The organism is Bosea sp. NBC_00550, from assembly GCF_026020075.1.
Taxonomy (GTDB): Bacteria; Pseudomonadota; Alphaproteobacteria; order Rhizobiales; family Beijerinckiaceae; genus Allobosea.
In genome coordinates this window covers 5,308,015-5,325,001 of record NZ_CP102772.1, presented here as the reverse complement: position 1 = coordinate 5,325,001, position 16,987 = coordinate 5,308,015, and the positions used below count along the sequence as shown (strand labels likewise).

General features: G+C 66.1%; 15 protein-coding genes. 6 read left to right on the top strand and 9 right to left on the bottom strand.

Features of this window, described 5'->3' with window-relative positions:
* The first annotated feature begins 45 nt into the window (after positions 1-45).
* Both NWE53_RS25320 and NWE53_RS25315 read left to right on the top strand, forming a co-directional pair.
* Positions 46-360, top strand: a complete 315-nt coding sequence (locus NWE53_RS25320) for a DUF2293 domain-containing protein (RefSeq protein ID WP_265052058.1) — start codon at positions 46-48, stop codon at positions 358-360.
* A gap of 80 nt (positions 361-440) precedes the next feature.
* Positions 441-1,226: an MOSC domain-containing protein gene (locus NWE53_RS25315; RefSeq protein ID WP_265052057.1), complete on the top strand. Its 786-nt coding sequence runs from the start codon at positions 441-443 to the stop codon at positions 1,224-1,226.
* 66 nt (positions 1,227-1,292) lie between these two features.
* On the opposite strand, the gene NWE53_RS25310 is transcribed toward NWE53_RS25315, so the two are convergent.
* From NWE53_RS25310 to otsA, 6 genes are all read right to left on the bottom strand, one after another.
* A complete protein-coding gene (locus NWE53_RS25310; RefSeq protein WP_265052056.1) occupies positions 1,293-2,315 on the bottom strand; it encodes a DUF4167 domain-containing protein in 1,023 nt (340 codons plus the stop codon).
* Positions 2,316-2,720: 405 nt separating this feature from the next.
* Positions 2,721-3,560, bottom strand: coding sequence for a peptide chain release factor N(5)-glutamine methyltransferase (prmC, locus tag NWE53_RS25305; protein WP_265052055.1), 840 nt, complete (start codon positions 3,558-3,560; stop codon positions 2,721-2,723).
* Positions 3,561-3,622: 62 nt separating this feature from the next.
* The gene (locus NWE53_RS25300) at positions 3,623-3,874 is read right to left on the bottom strand and encodes a hypothetical protein (RefSeq protein ID WP_265052054.1); all 252 of its coding nucleotides are present in this window, start codon (positions 3,872-3,874) and stop codon (positions 3,623-3,625) included.
* A 74-nt stretch (positions 3,875-3,948) separates the two neighbouring features.
* Positions 3,949-5,034, bottom strand: coding sequence for a peptide chain release factor 1 (gene prfA / locus NWE53_RS25295; protein ID WP_265052053.1), 1,086 nt, complete (start codon positions 5,032-5,034; stop codon positions 3,949-3,951).
* Between the two features lie 52 nt (positions 5,035-5,086).
* Positions 5,087-7,354, bottom strand: a complete 2,268-nt coding sequence (ptsP, locus tag NWE53_RS25290; RefSeq protein WP_265052052.1) for a phosphoenolpyruvate--protein phosphotransferase — start codon at positions 7,352-7,354, stop codon at positions 5,087-5,089.
* Between the two features lie 183 nt (positions 7,355-7,537).
* Positions 7,538-9,094: an alpha,alpha-trehalose-phosphate synthase (UDP-forming) gene (gene otsA, locus NWE53_RS25285; protein ID WP_265052051.1), complete on the bottom strand. Its 1,557-nt coding sequence runs from the start codon at positions 9,092-9,094 to the stop codon at positions 7,538-7,540.
* A 279-nt stretch (positions 9,095-9,373) separates the two neighbouring features.
* Here otsA and otsB point away from each other — a divergent pair, with 279 nt between their 5' ends.
* Both otsB and NWE53_RS25275 read left to right on the top strand, forming a co-directional pair.
* Entirely contained in the window at positions 9,374-10,174 is an 801-nt protein-coding gene (gene otsB / locus NWE53_RS25280) for a trehalose-phosphatase (RefSeq protein ID WP_265052050.1), read from the top strand.
* Positions 10,175-10,176: 2 nt separating this feature from the next.
* On the top strand, positions 10,177-12,018 hold the full coding sequence (locus NWE53_RS25275; protein ID WP_265052049.1) for a glycoside hydrolase family 15 protein: 1,842 nt from the start codon (positions 10,177-10,179) through the stop codon (positions 12,016-12,018).
* 19 nt (positions 12,019-12,037) lie between these two features.
* Here NWE53_RS25275 and NWE53_RS25270 read toward each other — a convergent pair whose 3' ends face one another.
* On the bottom strand, positions 12,038-12,262 hold the full coding sequence (locus tag NWE53_RS25270) for a putative antibiotic biosynthesis monooxygenase (RefSeq protein ID WP_265052048.1): 225 nt from the start codon (positions 12,260-12,262) through the stop codon (positions 12,038-12,040).
* A gap of 111 nt (positions 12,263-12,373) precedes the next feature.
* On the opposite strand from NWE53_RS25270, the gene NWE53_RS25265 reads away from it, so the two are divergent.
* Positions 12,374-12,958, top strand: a complete 585-nt coding sequence (locus tag NWE53_RS25265) for a TetR/AcrR family transcriptional regulator (RefSeq protein WP_265052047.1) — start codon at positions 12,374-12,376, stop codon at positions 12,956-12,958.
* A gap of 7 nt (positions 12,959-12,965) precedes the next feature.
* Here NWE53_RS25265 and NWE53_RS25260 read toward each other — a convergent pair whose 3' ends face one another.
* A complete protein-coding gene (locus tag NWE53_RS25260; RefSeq protein WP_265052046.1) occupies positions 12,966-14,174 on the bottom strand; it encodes a M20 family metallopeptidase in 1,209 nt (402 codons plus the stop codon).
* 186 nt (positions 14,175-14,360) lie between these two features.
* The gene (katA, locus tag NWE53_RS25255; protein ID WP_320109536.1) at positions 14,361-15,890 is read right to left on the bottom strand and encodes a catalase KatA; all 1,530 of its coding nucleotides are present in this window, start codon (positions 15,888-15,890) and stop codon (positions 14,361-14,363) included.
* A 138-nt stretch (positions 15,891-16,028) separates the two neighbouring features.
* Between katA and NWE53_RS25250 the strand changes: the two genes are divergently transcribed.
* Entirely contained in the window at positions 16,029-16,979 is a 951-nt protein-coding gene (locus NWE53_RS25250; RefSeq protein WP_265052045.1) for a hydrogen peroxide-inducible genes activator, read from the top strand.
* Positions 16,980-16,987: the final 8 nt, after the last annotated feature.

Here is a 16,987-nt window from a genome sequence, read left to right as displayed (position 1 = left end):
CCTCCGCACAATTGACCTGGCGCATGCGGCAGGCACAGATCGGGCATGGCCGGGACCAAGCGACAGCAGGCGATTCGTCGGGCGTTGAGGGCGCTGGCGCCCGGCATCCCGTTGTCCGACGCCGAAGCGGTGGTCACGCTGGCGGAACGGCGGCACATGAAGGGCCTGCCTCCTTCCACCGCGCTCTGGCTCGCGCTCGGCAGCCATGTCCGCCACGTCCATACCGACTACGAGCGCCTGCTGGCCGAAGGCTACGATCGCGACGCCGCCCGCTTCTTCGTCGCCGACGAGACCGATGCAGCGCTTGCCGGCTGGGGCTGCCAGCGCTCGGTCAGCGACGCAGAGGACGAGCCGGATTGATCGAAACGGATACAAGAATTGATCTGTCAGGACCGGCCGCCGAGGCTATTGTCCGCCACCCTGTCTTGCCGAGTTCGACCATGCGCATCGAAACGCTCTATCGCTACCCCGTGAAGGGGCTCTCGCCGGAACGGCTCCAGCGCGCCGAGCTGCCGACGGAGGGGTATTTCCCCGGCGACCGACTGTTCGCCATCGAGAACGGCGTGTCGGGCTTCGATCCTGCCGAACCGGTGCACCAGCCGAAGATCAAGTACCTCATGCTGATGCGCAACGAGTCGCTCGCCCGGCTGCGCAGCCGCTATGACGACGCGAGCGCCGATCTCGTCATCAGTCAGGATGGCGAGGAGGTCCTGCGTGCCGCGACGGGAAGCGAGGCCGGCCACACGGCCATCACCCGTTTCTTCGAGGGCTTCATGCCAGACGAGCTGCGCGGAGAGCCGAAGCTGCTGACGGCCCCACCGACCTACCGCTTCACGGATTCCCGTTCGGGCTTCGTCTCGATCATCAACCTCGCCAGCGTTGCCGATCTCGAACAGCGCCTCGGCCGGCCCGTCGATCCTCTGCGCTTTCGCGGCAACCTGATGGTGAGCGGGCTCGCGCCCTGGGCCGAGAACGATCTCGTCGGCCGCGACCTCTCCGGCCCGGGCGGCCTGCAACTGCATGTGATCAAGCGGATCGAACGCTGCGCCGCCACCAATGTCGACCCCGAAACCGGCGCGCGCGACATGCAGATCCCGAAGGCGCTGATGAAGAATTACGGCCATGTCGATTGCGGCATCTACTGCCGCATCGTCGCCGGCGGGACGCTGCAGGAAGGCGACGTGCTGGCGCCGGCACAAGTGCCGGCCGAACTCGGCATCGCCTGAGCAAGAGCCCAACAGAAAAGGGCCCTCGCGGGCCCCTTTCCAAACGTATCGATCAGTCGTTCCGGCTTACTCGGCCGAACCATCCGTCTCGGAACCGAGTGCATCCATGACCTCGCGCGGCGAACGGCGGCGACGCGTGCGCTTGGGCGCCGCCTCCCCCGCAACCTCACTCGCGGGATCCGACGGAGCGGCAACCGGCTCGGCCGGCGCAGTCTCGACCGGCTCCGGCGCCGGGACGCGCACGGGGTTGGTCAAGAAGGACGGCAGCGCGGCGGCGACGTCATCGCCCGCATCGCTCTCGACCTCACGCTCGCGACGCGGACGGCGCTCGCGCTGGGGACGCTCGGGGCGCCGTTCGCTCTGGATCTGCTCGGGAGCAGCCTCGGCCGGAGCGTCGCCACCGACAGGGATATCGGAACGCGGCGCATCGGGACGTGGCGCGTAACCGCCGGGAACACCACCCTGCCCCGCTTCGGCATTGCGATCGAAGCGGCGCTCGCCACGATCCTGACGATCGAAGCGACGGTCGTTATTGTTGTTGGTGTTGGTGTTGTTGCGGTCGTTGTTATTGAAGCGCTCGCGGCGGTTCGGCCGGTCGAAACGCTGGCCGCCCTGCTGCTGACCGTCACCGGCCTCGCCTTCGACACGCTGGCTGTGGCCGTTGTAGCCATTCTGGCCGTTATGCCCGTTCGGCGCGCGGAAATCAGGCTGCGGCCCGCTGCCGGGCTGGAACGCGCCTGGCTGGAAGGACTGGCCGTCATCGTCGCCTTCCTCGTCGCCCTCTTCCGCATCCTCGTTGAAGGCGCGGTTCGGCGGGAACGAATGGCCGAACTGCTGGGCCATCTGCTCCTGCGCGGCGAGCAGGATGCGATAATAATGCTCGGCGTGCTGGAAATAGCCTTCGGCCGCGACCGTATCGCCCGAAGACTGGGCGTCACGCGCAAGCTGCAGATATTTCTCTGCGACATGCTGTGCCGTGCCCCGGACCTTTACGTCCGGACCGTTCGACTCATAGCTACGCTGCAGTGGATTTGGAGATTTGCGGTTACCGTTATTGTTGTTGCCACTATTATTGTTACGGCCGCGCATACGCCGGTTCTGACCTGGTCTCATTCGCGTCTGTCTCGCGCTCTTTGCTCAAAGCAACCGTGGTGCCGTCATGCGCGTTGCGACACACAGCGGGTTGCGACGCTGCGTCGGCTTGAGTTGACCCGAAGGGGCGATACGCCGTTTCTGGTCTTCACGCGCTCTTTTCCAAAAAAGGGGCCTTAACCCCATGAGCCGATCGGCGCCACAACGCCTTCGGGGCTCCATCCGGCTTGTCAGCTACATCGTTCCAGGAAGACGCCTGCAAACGATGCCGAGTTCGAGCAAATCCTGTACGATCGGGAACTGCCCAGAGGCTCGGCTCTGACGCCACCAGCTTCGGCTGAATGCTGCATAGCTGCTTTTGGCGGCCTCTCCAAGCGAAATCGACCAAAAGCCTGTGCATTCTCAAGCGACCGTGAAGATCAGCGCCCTTTCATGCCCACCGAGATCGCTCCTGCTGCCCAGGAATTCGAGCCCGCCTTCGCGCATCAGAGCGACGACGTCCGTGCCCTGCCCGGCCCCGATCTCGAAGACGATGATGCCGCCCGGCGCAAGCAACGCAGGCAAGGTCCGGGCGAAGATTCGATAGGGCTTCAGACCGTCACTTCCGCCGTCGAGCGCCAGAAGCGGGTCGTGCTCGCGCACCTCGACGGACAAGGTGGCGATCTCGGCCGACGGGATATAGGGCGGATTGGAAAGAATCACATCGAAGCGACCGGCCAGACCCTCCGTCCAGTCGCCTTGCCTGAACGTCGCACGCTCCGCCATGCCATTGAGGGCCGCATTGCCGGCGGCCGTAAGCGCGGCCTCCTCCGACAGATCGACGCCGAGCCCTGTCGCACGCGGCAACTCGCTCAGGAGCGCAATGAGGAGGCAGCCCGTGCCGGTGCCAAGGTCGAGAAGCGACAGGGGTTCGTGGCGGCGGTCGACCAGCTGCTTCAAAGTCGCTTCGACGATTGTTTCGCTATCGGGCCGCGGCTCCAGCGTCGCGGGCGAGAGTCGGAACGGCAGGCCCCAGAATTCGCGCTCGCCGAGAATCCGCCAGACCGGCTCGCCTGCGAGGCGCCGGCTTGCGAAGCCATCCAGCCGCGCAAGTGCCTCAACCGGCAGGAGCATGTCGGGATCGGGGTTCTCGGTGGCAAGGCTGCCTTCGACGAGAAGACGAGCGTCCAGTCCCGGCGTCGCCGAGCCGGCTCGCAGGAGACGTTGCACAAGAAGACGCCGCGCCTCCCTTACGGTCGGCACGGCGCCCTCCCCTGACCAATCGATGCCGGCGGGCGAACCGCGCGCCGGATCCGAATCGCCTATTAGCTGTTGCCCTGCATCTTCTGGTCGACGCACAGCTTCATCTTGGTGTTGATGGAAGCCTTGCTTTCGCGGGCACCCTTCATCTCCATCTGGCAAGCCTTGCGTGCCTGCGACTGGGTCATAGCACCCTGTATCGCTGCCGGCTGGCCGGAGGTCATCTTCTGAAAGGTCTTTTCCTGAGCCTGCGAGGCGCCGCTCATCGCGAGCGCCATCATGCCGGCCATCGCGACTGTCGAAATCGTCTTGATCATGGGAGGGTCCCCCCTTTGCTGGTGTCAATACGACATCAACGCCGGCAGGGTGATTTGGTTTCATCGCCACGCTTTCACGACGACCCTTCTTCCGCCAGCAGCCTTGCCTGATGCTCGGCGGTCAGCGCATCGACGACCTCGTCGAGAACAAGACCCTGCATCATCTCGTCGAGCTTGTAGAGCGTCAGGTTGATGCGATGGTCGGTGACCCGCCCCTGCGGGAAATTATAGGTCCGGATGCGTTCCGAGCGATCGCCCGAGCCGACCTGCGAGCGCCGGTCCGCCGACCGCTCGGCATCGATCCGCATGCGCTCCATGTCGAAGAGCTTCGCGCGCAGCAACTCATAGGCCCTTGCCTTGTTCTTGTGCTGCGAGCGCTCGTCCTGGACCAGCACGACGGTGTTGGTCGGGATGTGAGTCAGGCGTACCGCCGATTCCGTCTTGTTGACGTGCTGGCCGCCGGCACCGCCCGAACGCAGCGTGTCGATGCGGATATCGGCGTCGTCGAGCGTGACATCGACTTCGCTCGCGAGCGGCAGGGTCGCCACCGTCGCAGCCGAGGTATGGATGCGCCCGCTCGTTTCGGTGTCCGGCACGCGCTGGACGCGATGGACGCCGGATTCGAATTTGAGGCGGGCATAGACGCCGCGGCCGTTGATCTCGGCGATGACTTCCTTGTAACCGCCGACCGTACCTTCGCTCTCGGACAGCACATCGACGCTCCAGCCCTTCTGGGCGGCGTAGCGCTGGTACATGCGCAGCAGATCACCCGCAAAGAGCGAGGCTTCGTCCCCACCCGTGCCGGCGCGGATCTCGAGGATGACGCCGCGCTCGTCGGCGGCGTCCTTCGGCAGCAGCGCGATCAGGATTTCGCGGGCGCGCGCCTCGATTTCGACTCGGGCGGCGTCGCGCTCCTCATAGGCTAGATCGCGGAACTCGGCGTCGGTGGCGGGGTCGGCGATCAGGGACTCCGCTTCGTCGAGCGAGAGCTGAGCCTGCCGCCAGGCGGCGATCGCCGCGACGACCGGATCGAGCTCGGAGAGTTCCTTGGCGAGTTCGACGGTCCGCACGGGATCGCTCGCGTGATTGATCTCCTCGGTCGCAGCGGCATGGCGCGCCACGATGCCGTCGAGACGATCCTGGGGAAGCTGAAGGGACATGGAGAACTCTTGAAACGATGGGGAAAAGGCCGCGGAGCGAGAACAAGCGTCGCTAGACCGGGACCTTGAACTCGGCAGCGAAGGCGGCGAGATGCGGGCGCAGGCTGGTGGCGCCCTCGGGCGAAGCGAGCATCCAGTCCATGCGCTCGCGCAGCTTGCCGACATCGAGCACGCGCAGCATCGCCTTGACCGGGCCGATCGACGCGGCCGACATCGAGAAGCCGCGATAGCCCAGCCCTATCAGGGCCATGGTCTCGAGCGGCTTGCCGCCCATCTCGCCGCAGACGGTCACCGGGCAGCCGGTTTCCGAAGCGGCTTCGACGATCCGCCGCAGAGCCCTCAGCGCTCCGACGCCGAGCGGATCGAAACGATCAGCGACGCGCTTGTTCTCGCGATCGGCCGCAAACAGGAACTGCATGAGGTCGTTGGTGCCGATCGACAGGAAATCGGCCTCGCGCGCGATCTCCGGCAACTCGAACAACAGCGAGGGAACCTCGACCATCACGCCGACGCGCAGGTCGCGCGGCGGGGCAACGCCCTGCTTCTCCAGCATCGCCTGCTCGCGGCGGATGATCATGCGGGCGCGGCGAAACTCGTCCGTCGTCGCCACCATCGGCAGCATGATCTTGAGATCGCGCCCGGCGCCGGCGCGCAGCATCGCGCGGAGCTGTGCGCGTAGCAGCCGCGGCTTGTCGAGGCCGATGCGGATCGCCCGCCAGCCCAGCGCCGGGTTCTCCTCCTCGACGCGCTCCATATAGGGCAGCACCTTGTCGCCGCCGATGTCGAGCGTGCGGAAGGTCACGGGCAGTTCCCCCGCCGCGTTCAGCACCGCGGCGTAGAGGGCCTGCTGCTCGGCGGTGGTCGGCATGTGCTGCGCCACCATGAACTGCAGCTCGGTGCGGAAAAGGCCGATACCGGAGGCGGCGGTCGCCTCGATGTTCGGCATGTCGACGATCAGGCCGGCATTGATCTGCAGCGTGATCTCGATGCCATCCCTGGTGGCGGACGGCAGCTGCTTCAGCTTCTCGTACTGCTTCTGCTTGCGGGCGCGCAGCCGGGCCTTGTCCTTGTAGGCGTTCTCGACGTCCGGCTGGGGACGGATCTGCACCTCGCCGGCCTGGCCGTCGACGATGATCGCATCGCCCACCTGGACGAGGGCGGTGGCGTTCACGACCTCGCCGACCGCAGGAATGCCGAGCGCCCGCGCGACGATCGCGATATGGCTGGTCGGGCCACCCTCCTCCAGCACGAGGCCGCGCAGATGCGACCGATCATAGTCGAGCAGCGCGGCTGGCCCCATCGAACGGGCGACGAGAATGGCATTTTCCGGCAGATTCTCGCGCGCGACACCGTTCGCCTTGCCGACGAGGGTGCGCAGCAACCGGTTGGCGAGGTCGTCGAGATCATGCAGCCGCTCCCGCAGATAGGGATCGGTCTGGCGCAGCATCTTGGCGCGGGTGTCGGATTGGACGCGCTCGACGGCGGCCTCGGCGGTCAGGCCGGTCACCACGACCTCGCGCATGCGGCGCAGCCAGCCCTGGTCGTGAGCGAACATGCGGAAGGTCTCGAGCACGTCGCGGTGCTCGCCGGTATGGGCAACGTCGCCGCGCTCCACCAGCTCGTCGATCGAGGCGCGCATCTCGCCGATCGCGGCTTCCAGGCGCCCGATCTCGGCGGCAGGATTCTCCGCGATGAGGTTGGTGATGGCGACGCGCGGCTCGTGCAGGACGGCATGGCCGAGGCCGACGCCATCGGCCAGCGCGACGCCGACGCCATGGATCGGCCGGTCGAGGCCGATGGAGGCACCGGGCGCGGCCAGGGACTTCAGCCCGCCGGCCGCGATCATCTCCGCCATCAGCATGGCGGTGGTCTGGAGGGTCTCGATCTCCTCTTCCGAGTAGATCCGCGTGGCCCGGTTCTGGATGACGAGCACGCCCATGACGGCGCCGCCGCGCAGGATCGGCACGCCGAGGAAAGAGCGATAGACCTCTTCGCCCGTCTCCGGCCGGTAGGAGAAGGAGGGATGCGCCTGCGCGTCCGAGAGCGCCAGCGGCTCCGCCTCGCTCGCGATCAGGCCGACGAGGCCCTCGCCGGCGCGCATGGTGGTGAGGTGAACGGCTTCGCGATTGAGGCCTTCGGTGGCGTAGAGCTCGAGCGAGCCGTCCTCACGCAGGACATAGACTGAGCAGACTTCCGCGACGAGATTGCCGGCGATCAGGACGACGAGCCTGTCGAGCCGCTCCTGCGGGCTGATCGATGCCGCCATGACCTCGCGGAGGCGGCGCAACAGAACGCCCGGTCCTCCGAGAGCACCTCGCATCGATCTCAGCCCTCCGCCCGCCTCCTCAGCCATCGACGATACGATGCCTGTCCAGACCTGAGTCGCCCAACCCGGTCCTGCTGCCTTCTAGCGACCAAAGACCTTATTCGGCAAGAGCCGCGAGCAGGCTGTGAAACATCACCCCAAGATTTCGACCGCTTTTGCGATGGTTGGGCAAAGGTCTCATGACTGCACCAGCGCCAGATGAGGAGCGGCGGCCGCCGTTCCTTTCCGCCGTGATGCTGCCGAGACCTTGCGCCCCTTGGCCACTTGCGGCGGCCGCTGGACAATGGCCGCGTCGCCGCGCACGCCCCGCCGCACGCCCGTCTTCGCTTTCCTGGGCTCGGCTTCCTCAATCGGCACGTTGCCGTCTCCCGCCAATACGGCCAGATAGCGCTGCGTCCACCAGTCGATATCCGTGGCGGCGATCGTCGCGTAGAGCGCCTCGAAACGGCGTATGCGCTCCGATTTCGGCATGGCGAGGGCCGTGCGGATCGCTTCCGCCACCTCATGGGTGTCGTAGGGGTTGACGATCAGCGCCTCGCGCATCTGATGAGCGGCGCCGGCGAAGCGCGAGAGAACGAGCACGCCTGGATCGGCTGGATCCTGCGCCGCGATATACTCCTTCGCCACGAGATTCATGCCGTCGCGCATCGGCGTGACCAGCCCGACCTGAGCGCGGCGATAGAAACCGGCGAGCGCACTGCGCGAATAGGCCTTCTTGACGACGCGGATCGGCGTCCAGTCGAACTCGCCGAGCTGCGCGTTCAAACGGCCCGCGACCTCGTCCGAAAGTCGGTCGAGCTCGGCATATTCGGGCACGTCGCTGCGCGAAGGCGGCGCGATCTGCAACAGGCTGACCCTGCCGCGATGCTCGGGATGGCTGCGCATGAAATCGCCGAAGGCTTCGAGGCGCTGCACGATGCCCTTCGAATAGTCGAGCCGGTCGACGCCGACGACGAGCTTGCGCTCGCCGAGCGATTCCCGCGTGGCGCGCAGCGGCGTCGGCGCCTGCCGCGTCGAGGCGGCGGCGAGGCGGCGAAACGATTCGACATCGATGCCGATCGGGAACGCTTGTACCGCAGTTTCGCGTGTGCCGAGCCGGACGCGCTGCCCGTCGGTGCGGCCGCCGCACAACGACACCAGCCCGCCGATCAGGTTGCGGGCATCGACCTCCGTCTGCATGCCGACCAGATCGTAGGCGGCAAGCGTGCGGATCAGCGTCGCGCTGAACGGCAAGGCCCCGATCACGTCGGCCGACGGCCAGGGGATGTGATGGAAATAGCCGATCCGATTGTTGACGCCGCGCCGGCGCAGTTCGGCGGCCAGCGGGATCAGGTGATAGTCGTGGATCCAGATGATGTCGTCGGGCTGGATCATGGCCGCCAGCGCCTTGCCGAAGCGGCGGTTGACGCCGAGATACCCCATGTAGTCGCTGCGCCGGAAATCCGTCAGCCCGAGCCGGTAGTGCATCAGGGGCCAGAGGGCCCGGTTCGAGAAGCCGAGATAATAGCTCTGCCGCTCGGCCTCGCTGAGATCGGTCACGGCGTAGGTCACGTTGCCGCGCTGGATCTGCTTGATCTCGTTCGTAGCCGTTTCGCTGATGTTGCCGCTCCAGCCGAACCACAGCCCTCCGCGCTGCTCGAGAGCCTCGCGCAACGCCACCGCGAGCCCGCCTGCCGTTGCCTTTTCGTGACGATCAGGGATGGTGACGCGGTTCGAAACGACGATCAGGCGCATAGCGACGAATTTCTCCAGGGGGGCCGCCCGATTTTCGCCATCGGCGGCAGGAACAGAACGCCCGCAAAGGCGTAATGTTTCCGGGGTGCAGAGCTGGCCGCATGGCGAAGCGGGGGCAGCCCTGCGGTGAAATCGTGGTCGCCACTATCAGGCGATGAGTAGAGCGAGGCAACCCCAAGGACGTTTTTTCCGCGCCGTGGGCCCGCACGGCGCAGAGCGAAAGGATTGCCAGCGAAGGCAGCCGTTCTTCTGCCGTCTTCCCTGTCCAGATAGAGAACGATGACGATATTGATCGAAACGGAAACTGTTCCCGGCACCCGCGATATCGATGCGGGGGCGCAGCAGATCGCTCTGTTTTTGGACTTCGACGGAACGCTCGTCGAAATCGCGCCGTCGCCGGAGGACGTTCAGCTCGATCGGCGCGTTGCTCCGGCGCTCGAAGCCTTGCGCCAGCAGCTCGGCGGCGCGCTCGCGCTCGTCTCCGGGCGCCCCATCGCCTTCCTCGACGAGATGCTCACGCCGTATCGGTTCGACATCGCCGGCCTGCACGGGGCGCAGATAAGGCAGGGCGACGAGATCCGCTCCCAATCCGATGTCCCGGAGAATATGCGCGAGGCCGTGCGCGACCTCGTCCGGTTCGCCAACAGCCATGTCGGCATCATCGTCGAAGACAAGCGCATCTCGGCTGCGCTGCATTGGCGGCTCGCGCCGGAACTGAAGGACGAGGCGCTCGATCTGATGCGCAAGGCCGCGGCCAAGCTCGGACCGGGCGTGCGCCTGCAGGAAGGCAAGTCCGTGGCGGAGCTGGTTCCGGCCGGGGCGAGCAAGGGCAACGCCATCGCCTGGCTGATGGCGACGCCGGCTTATGCGGGGCGGCGCCCCGTCTTCATTGGCGACGACATCACCGACGAGGACGGCTTCGAGGCTGTCAACGCCATGGGCGGCCTCTCGATCCGGATCGGCGCCGACCGGGAAAGCCTCGCCGCAATCCGGCTCGCTTCACCGACCGCCTTGCGGCATATCCTTCTTGAAGCTGCCGAGAACGGCGGCCTCACTGCCTCCAGCTTTTCCCAGGACTGATCATGACCGTAACGACTTCGGCTGCGGGGCAGCACTCCGCCTCGCTCGACCTTGGCGTGATCGGCAACTGCTCGATCGCCGCGCTCATCGACCGGCGCGCCCGCATCGTCTGGGGCTGCTTTCCGCGCTTCGACCGCGACCCGGTGTTCTGCTCTCTGATCGACAACCAGGCCGATGACGGCAACGCCGAGCCCGAGAAAGGCTTCTTCGGCATCGAACTCGTCGGCATGACCCGCTGCGAGCAGGGCTATCTCGACAATACCGCGATCCTCTCCTCGGTGCTCTCGGACGACCAGGGCAACGCCATCGAGATTCTCGACTTCGCGCCACGCTTTGTGCGTTACGAGCGCTCCTTCCGTCCGCCGCAGCTCGTGCGCCGCGTGCGGCGGATTTCGGGCCGCCCGCGTATCCGCGTCCTGGTCAAGCCTTGCCTCGGCATCGGCGAGGAGCCGGACGAATTCACGCGCGGGTCCAACCATGTCCGCTTCGTCGGCGCCGACCAGACCATCCGGCTGACCACGAACGCACCGCTCTCCTATGTCGTGGAGAGCACGCCCTTCGCCGTCGACCAGTCCTATTCCTTCTTCATCGGCTCCGACGAGGCGCTGCGCGCCGAGATCGAGACCACGTCCCGCGAGTTCCTCGACAAGACCACGGACTACTGGCGCGACTGGGTTCGTTCGCTCTCGATCCCCTTCGAATATCAGCGCGAGGTGATCCGCGCGGCGATCACGCTCAAGCTCTGCTCCTTCGAGGAAACCGGCGCGATCGTGGCGGCGCTGACGACCTCGATCCCGGAAGCACCGGGCACGCAGCGCAACTGGGATTACCGCTATTGCTGGCTGCGCGACGCCTATTTCGTCGTGCATGCGCTGAACCGGCTCGGCACGACGCGGACGATGGAGGACTATCTCGGCTTTATCACCAACATCGTCGACACCTTCTCGGAGAGCGGCGCCGAGCATCTGCCGCCGCTCTACCCGATCACGCGCGGCGGGACGCTGCTCGAATTCGAAGCCTCGAACCTGGCGGGCTATCGCGGGCACCAGCCGGTGCGCTTCGGCAACGGCGCGGCGACGCAGATCCAGAACGACGGCTACGGCGCGGTCGTGCTGGCGGCGACACATTCATTCTTCGACCGGCGCCTGATCCAGCCGGGCAAGGATACGTTGTTCGGCCAGCTTGAGCGCATGGGCGAGATCGCCATCGCCGTCTTCGACAAGCCCGATGCCGGCCCCTGGGAGCTGCGCGAGAAGGAGGCCGTGCATTCCTTCTCCAGCGTGATGTGCTGGGCCGCCTGCGACCGGCTCGCCCGTATCGCCGGCACGCTCGGGCGCGCCGACCGGAAGGAATACTGGAAGGGAGAGGCAAGACGGCTCAAGAACATCATCGCCGAGCAGATCTGGAACGAGGAGAAGGGGCATTTCGTCTCGACCTTCGGCGGATCCGAGCTCGATGCGACGCTGCTGCTGCTGGCCGAGCTCGGCTTCGTCAAACCGGACGACGCCCGTTTCATCGCGACCGTTGAGGCGATCGGGCGTGATCTGAAGCGGGGCGACCTGATGTTGCGCTACGCCACGCAGGACGATTTCGGCTTCATGCATACCGGCTTCCTGATCTGCGCCTTCTGGTACGTCGATGCGCTGAACGCCATCGGCCGCAGCGAGGAGGCTAAGGAGCTGTTCGATCGTATCCTCAAGCGGCGCAACAGCTTCGGCCTGCTATCCGAGGATGCCGATCTCAAGACCGGCGAGCTCTGGGGCAATTTCCCGCAGACCTATTCGATGGTCGGGCTGATCAATTCGGCGATGCGCCTCAGCCGCAATTGGGAAGAGGCCTTCTGAGCCCCGGCTCGCGCAGGGATCAGCGTGGCGAGCCGACGCGGAAAGCCACCGGGATCACGGCGTAGACCATCACCAGCACCATCGGCGGCACGGCCAGCGCCGTGACGCCCAATGTCGGCCAGCCCTGCGTGAACGGCATGATCGCCGCCAGCAGCACGTTGATCGCGGCATAGGCGCCGAGGGTGGCGACGACCAGAAAGCGCAGCCGAGCGAGAAATCGCGACAGAGAAGAAGGCGTGCCCATGAGAGTGACCCTGTCTGGAACGAAACGTATCGTTTCTATTTGATTGAATTAAACGGCCCGTTTCGTTATGTCAAGAAGCGGGCTGCACCGAAACCCGGAATGGTGGAAAGCATGACGGAGCCGAACACGAAGCGCCGCGCCTCGATCGGCGCACGACGCAGCCCAGAGACGGAGGCCGCCGTGAAGGCGGCGGCGCGGGCCCTTCTCGCGGAGAAGGGCTATGCGGGTTTCTCGATCGAGGAGGTCGCCCGCCGCGCCGGTGCCGGCAAGCCGACGATCTATCGCTGGTGGCCGAACAAGGCCGAGCTCTTCATCGCGATCTACGGAGCAGACAAGGACGCGGCGATCCCGGTGCCGGATACGGGATCGCTTCGCGACGATCTGCTGCGCTACACGAAGGACCTCTGGCGCTTCTGGCGCGAGGATACGGCGGGCCGTGTCTTCCGGGGGCTGATCGCAGAAGCCCAGACCAGCGAGACCGCCCTCGCCGCTCTGCGCTTCAAGTTCATGCCGGAGAGGCTGGCTTCACCCCGCAAGATGTTCGTCCGCGCCGCCGAGCGCGGCGCGTTCGCTGCCGAGGAGATCGACGACCGGCTCGAACTCTGGGTCGGCTTCAACTGGCTGCATGTGCTGACCGACCGGCTGAGCGAGGACGAGCCCTCGCTCCCGCGCAAGATCGCCCTGCTCTGCCGCTGAGCGCGGCTTATTCCACCCTGGCGGCAGCCCGCATCACGGCGAGTGCCAGCACCTGCGCCGCCGGCACGAGGCTCTCGACTTCCAGGAACTCGTCGGGCGTATGGGCCATGCCGCCGATCGGCCCGACGCTGCAGAGCGTCGGAGTGCCCTGCGCGGCGGTGAAGCCGGAATCGGCGCAGCCACCGGTGAACTCCGCCGTGACGCCAATGCCGAAGGCGGCGGCCGCCTCGCGATAGGTGTCATAGAGCGCGGCCGATTCCGGCGAGCGCTCGAGCGGCAGGAATTCGCCCTTGATCGAAAGAACGGCGCTGGTGCCCGCAACCTCGGGTGCCTCGACGATCGCCTTGATCTTGCCGACCATCTCGTCGCGCTGGGCGGCGGTGACATAGCGCAGGTCGATCTCGCACCAGGCGTGAGGCGCGATGGTGTTGACGGTCTGGCCGCCGCCGATCAGGCCGACATTGACGGTGACGCCCTTTTCCAGATCGGTGAGGCCCTGAAGCTTCGGGATCTTGTGGCCGAGATCAACGATGGCCGAGGCGCCCTTCTCGTAATTCGCGCCGGAATGGGCCGGCTTGCCGGTGAATTCGGCCCGCATGAAGACGCCGCCCTTTCGACCGCTGGTCACCGACTGCTCGTGATCCCTGGCGAAATCGGTGCCCGCCGGCAGGCGGCTGGGCTCGGCGTTGAAGACGCAGCGCGACTCGCGCGCCGCCGCCTCGATCACCGGCCGCGAGGATGGCGAGCCGATCTCTTCGTCGCTGGTGGTCAGCATCAGGATCGGCGCGGAAATTCCGCCGCATTCGGCGAAGGCGGCGGCGACGAAGGCCGAGATGACGATGCCGCCCTTCATGTCGGCGACGCCCGGCCCATAGGCGCGCGAGCCCTTGATGGTGAAGGGCCGGCGCGTCGGCTCGCCCTGCGGGAAGACGGTGTCGCGATGGCCTAGCAGCAGTACCGGCCGCTGGTCGTTGGCGGTCGGATTGGGCAGGCGCGCCTTCACCGCATCGCCGAAGCGGGTATCCGGCACGATCTCGACATCGAGCCCGTTCGCCTTGTGAAAGCGCGCGACGACCTCGCCGGCCCTGTCGACACCCGCCTTGTCGTAGGAGCCCGAGTCGGTATCGACCATCTCGCGCAGCAGCGCGACCATCCCTTCCTTGCGGCTCGCCAGCCACTCGGTGACTTTCTGTTCCTCGGGGGTCAAAGCGCTCATCGGCTCACTCGCAGTCGTTCCGCATGGGACAATGCAGCGAGCTTACTGGCTGCGGCCCCATGGGCAATGGCAGATGGCCGCGGCGATGCCATTCATGCCGCGCATGCCGCCCGCCCCGAGCAACTGCGGGCAACAAAAAGGGGCCGCGCAGAAAGCGCGGCCCCTTTTTTCGGTCGGCTTAGCGAATTACTCCGCCGCTTCCTGCGGCGTGTTCTCGGTCACCGAGATCGCCGGACGAGCCCGGCCATCCGATCTGGCGAGCGCGCGGCGCACGCCGTTGCCGTAATCCGGGTGGACCCGGTCGAAATGCGCGAGCTGGCGCTCCTCGATTTCCTGCGGGATGCCGCCCATCGCCGCAGCGATGTTGGAGAACAGGCGCTCCTTCTGGCCGGCGTTGAACAGGTTGAACAGCGCGCGCGGCTGGCCGTAATCGTCGTTGCCGATGCGGTGGTTGTAGCGGTCGGCATCGCCCGAGATCTTCAGCGGCGGCTCCTTGGCGGAGGGCTGCTCGACCGGGCCGCTGAAGGAGTTCGGCTCGTAATAGGCATTCGGATGGCCGGTGCGGATACCGCCATACGTGTTCATCTGGCCGTCGCGGTGATAGTGGTGCACCGGGCATTGCGGCTGGTTGACCGGGATGTTCTCGTAATGCGTGCCGAGCCGGTGGCGATGGGCGTCGGCATAGGAGAAGACGCGGGCCTGCAGCATCTTGTCCGGCGAGAAGCCGATGCCGGGCACGATGTTCGACGGCGAAAAGGCCGCGTTCTCGATCTCGGCGAAATAGTTCTCCGGGTTGCGGTTGAGCTCCATCACGCCGATGTCGATCGGCGGATACTCCGCATGCGGCCAGACCTTGGTGAGATCGAAGGGGTTGTAGGAGGTCTTCTCGGCATCCAGCTCCGGCATGATCTGGACCTGGACCTTCCACTTCGGAAACTCGCCGCGCTCCAGCGCGTTGAACAGGTCCTCCTGGGTGGATTCACGCGTCTTGCCGATGACCTTCTCGGCTTCCTCGTTCGTCCAGTGCTTGTGGCCCTGCAGGGTCTTGAAGTGGAACTTCACCCAATAGCGCTCGCCATTGTCGTTCCAGAACGAATAGGTGTGCGAGCCGTAGCCGTTGATGTGGCGCACATCGGTCGGCAGGCCGCGATCCGACATCAGAATGGTGACCTGATGCAGGCTCTCAGGGCTCAGCGACCAGAAATCCCACATCGCGGTGGGCGAGCGCATGTTGGTCTTGGGATGGCGCTTCTGGGTGTGGATGAAGTCGGGGAACTTCACGGGGTCGCGCACGAAGAAGACCGGCGTGTTGTTGCCGACGAGGTCCCAGTTGCCTTCCGGCGTGTAGAACTTGATCGCGAAGCCGCGCACGTCGCGCTCGGCGTCGGCCGCACCCATCTCGCCCGCCACCGTCGAGAAGCGCAGGATCAGCGGGGTCTCGGTGCCCGGCTGCAGAGCCTTGGCCTTGGTGTATTTCGAGATGTCGCCGGTGATCTTCAGCGTGCCATGCGCGCCCCAGCCCTTGGCATGGACGGCACGCTCCGGAATGCGCTCGCGGTTCTGGTGCGCCAGCTTCTCGATGAGCTGATAATCCTGGAGGAGAACCGGGCCGCGCTCGCCGGCCGTGATCGAATTCTGGTTGTCGGGAATCGGCGCGCCAGCCGTCGTCGTCATGGTGACGCCGGTCTTCGGGTTCCTCGGATCATTAGCGGACATGGCTCATTTCCCTCCTGACGAGCATTCAGCCGCCGCACAGCACGCACGGCGGTTTGGAATTGGAGGAAGTAACAGCGCTTTGTGACGACAATGTCCAATACCGTTTACGGCGGTCCACGATAAGTTTATCAAATCGCCATGATCACACTGAAGCAGCTTCGCTATTTCGCCGCTCTCGCCCGCTACCGCCATTTCGGCCGCGCTGCGCAGGAGTGCCATGTCAGCCAGCCGGCATTGTCGCTCCAGATTCAGGAGCTCGAAGCCTTTCTCGGCTGCCAGCTCGTCGAGCGCCGGCGCGGCGCCATCGCGTTGACCGAAATGGGCACGGAGATCGCCGAGCGCGGCCGCCGAATCCTGCTGGAGACGAGCGATCTCGTCGACCATGCCCGCCATCGCCGCAGCCTGCTCGGCGGCGAGCTCGATCTCGGCGTCATTCCCTCGATCGCGCCCTATCTGCTGCCGGCGACGCTGCCGCTGCTGCAGCGGCGCTACCCGGCCCTGGATCTGAGACTCCGCGAGACACAGACGGCGACCCTGCTCGATGACCTGATCGAGGGTGGGCTCGACGTCGCCCTGCTCTCGCTGCCGATCGAACGCGCCGGTATAGAAACCCTGCCGCTGTTCGACGATCCCTTCCTGCTGGCCGTGCCGGCTGAAGCCCAGCCCAACGCCGCCCCCTTCCGTCCGGATGCGCCGTTCGCCGGCGAGAATCTGCTGCTGCTCGAGGAAGGCCACTGCCTGCGCGACCAGGCGCTGAGCTTCTGCCGCACCACGCCCGGCGGCTCGCGCCGGCAATACGGCGCCTCCAGCCTCTCGACTATCATGCAGATGGTGGCCAACGGCTTCGGCACCACGCTGATGCCGGCGATGGCCCTGCCGATCGAATTCAGGCCGGACATGCCGGTCAGGCTCTTCCGCTTCGCGGCCCCAGGGCCGAGCCGCTCGATCGGCCTCGCATGGCGCCGGACCTCGCCGCGCAAGGCCGATTTCGAAGCGCTCGGCGCGATCCTGGCGGAGGTCGGCACCACGCTCACCGGCGACCGGCTGCCAGCCGCCGAGCCCGGCACGATCAAGCTGATCGCGGCCTAGTCGCCCGG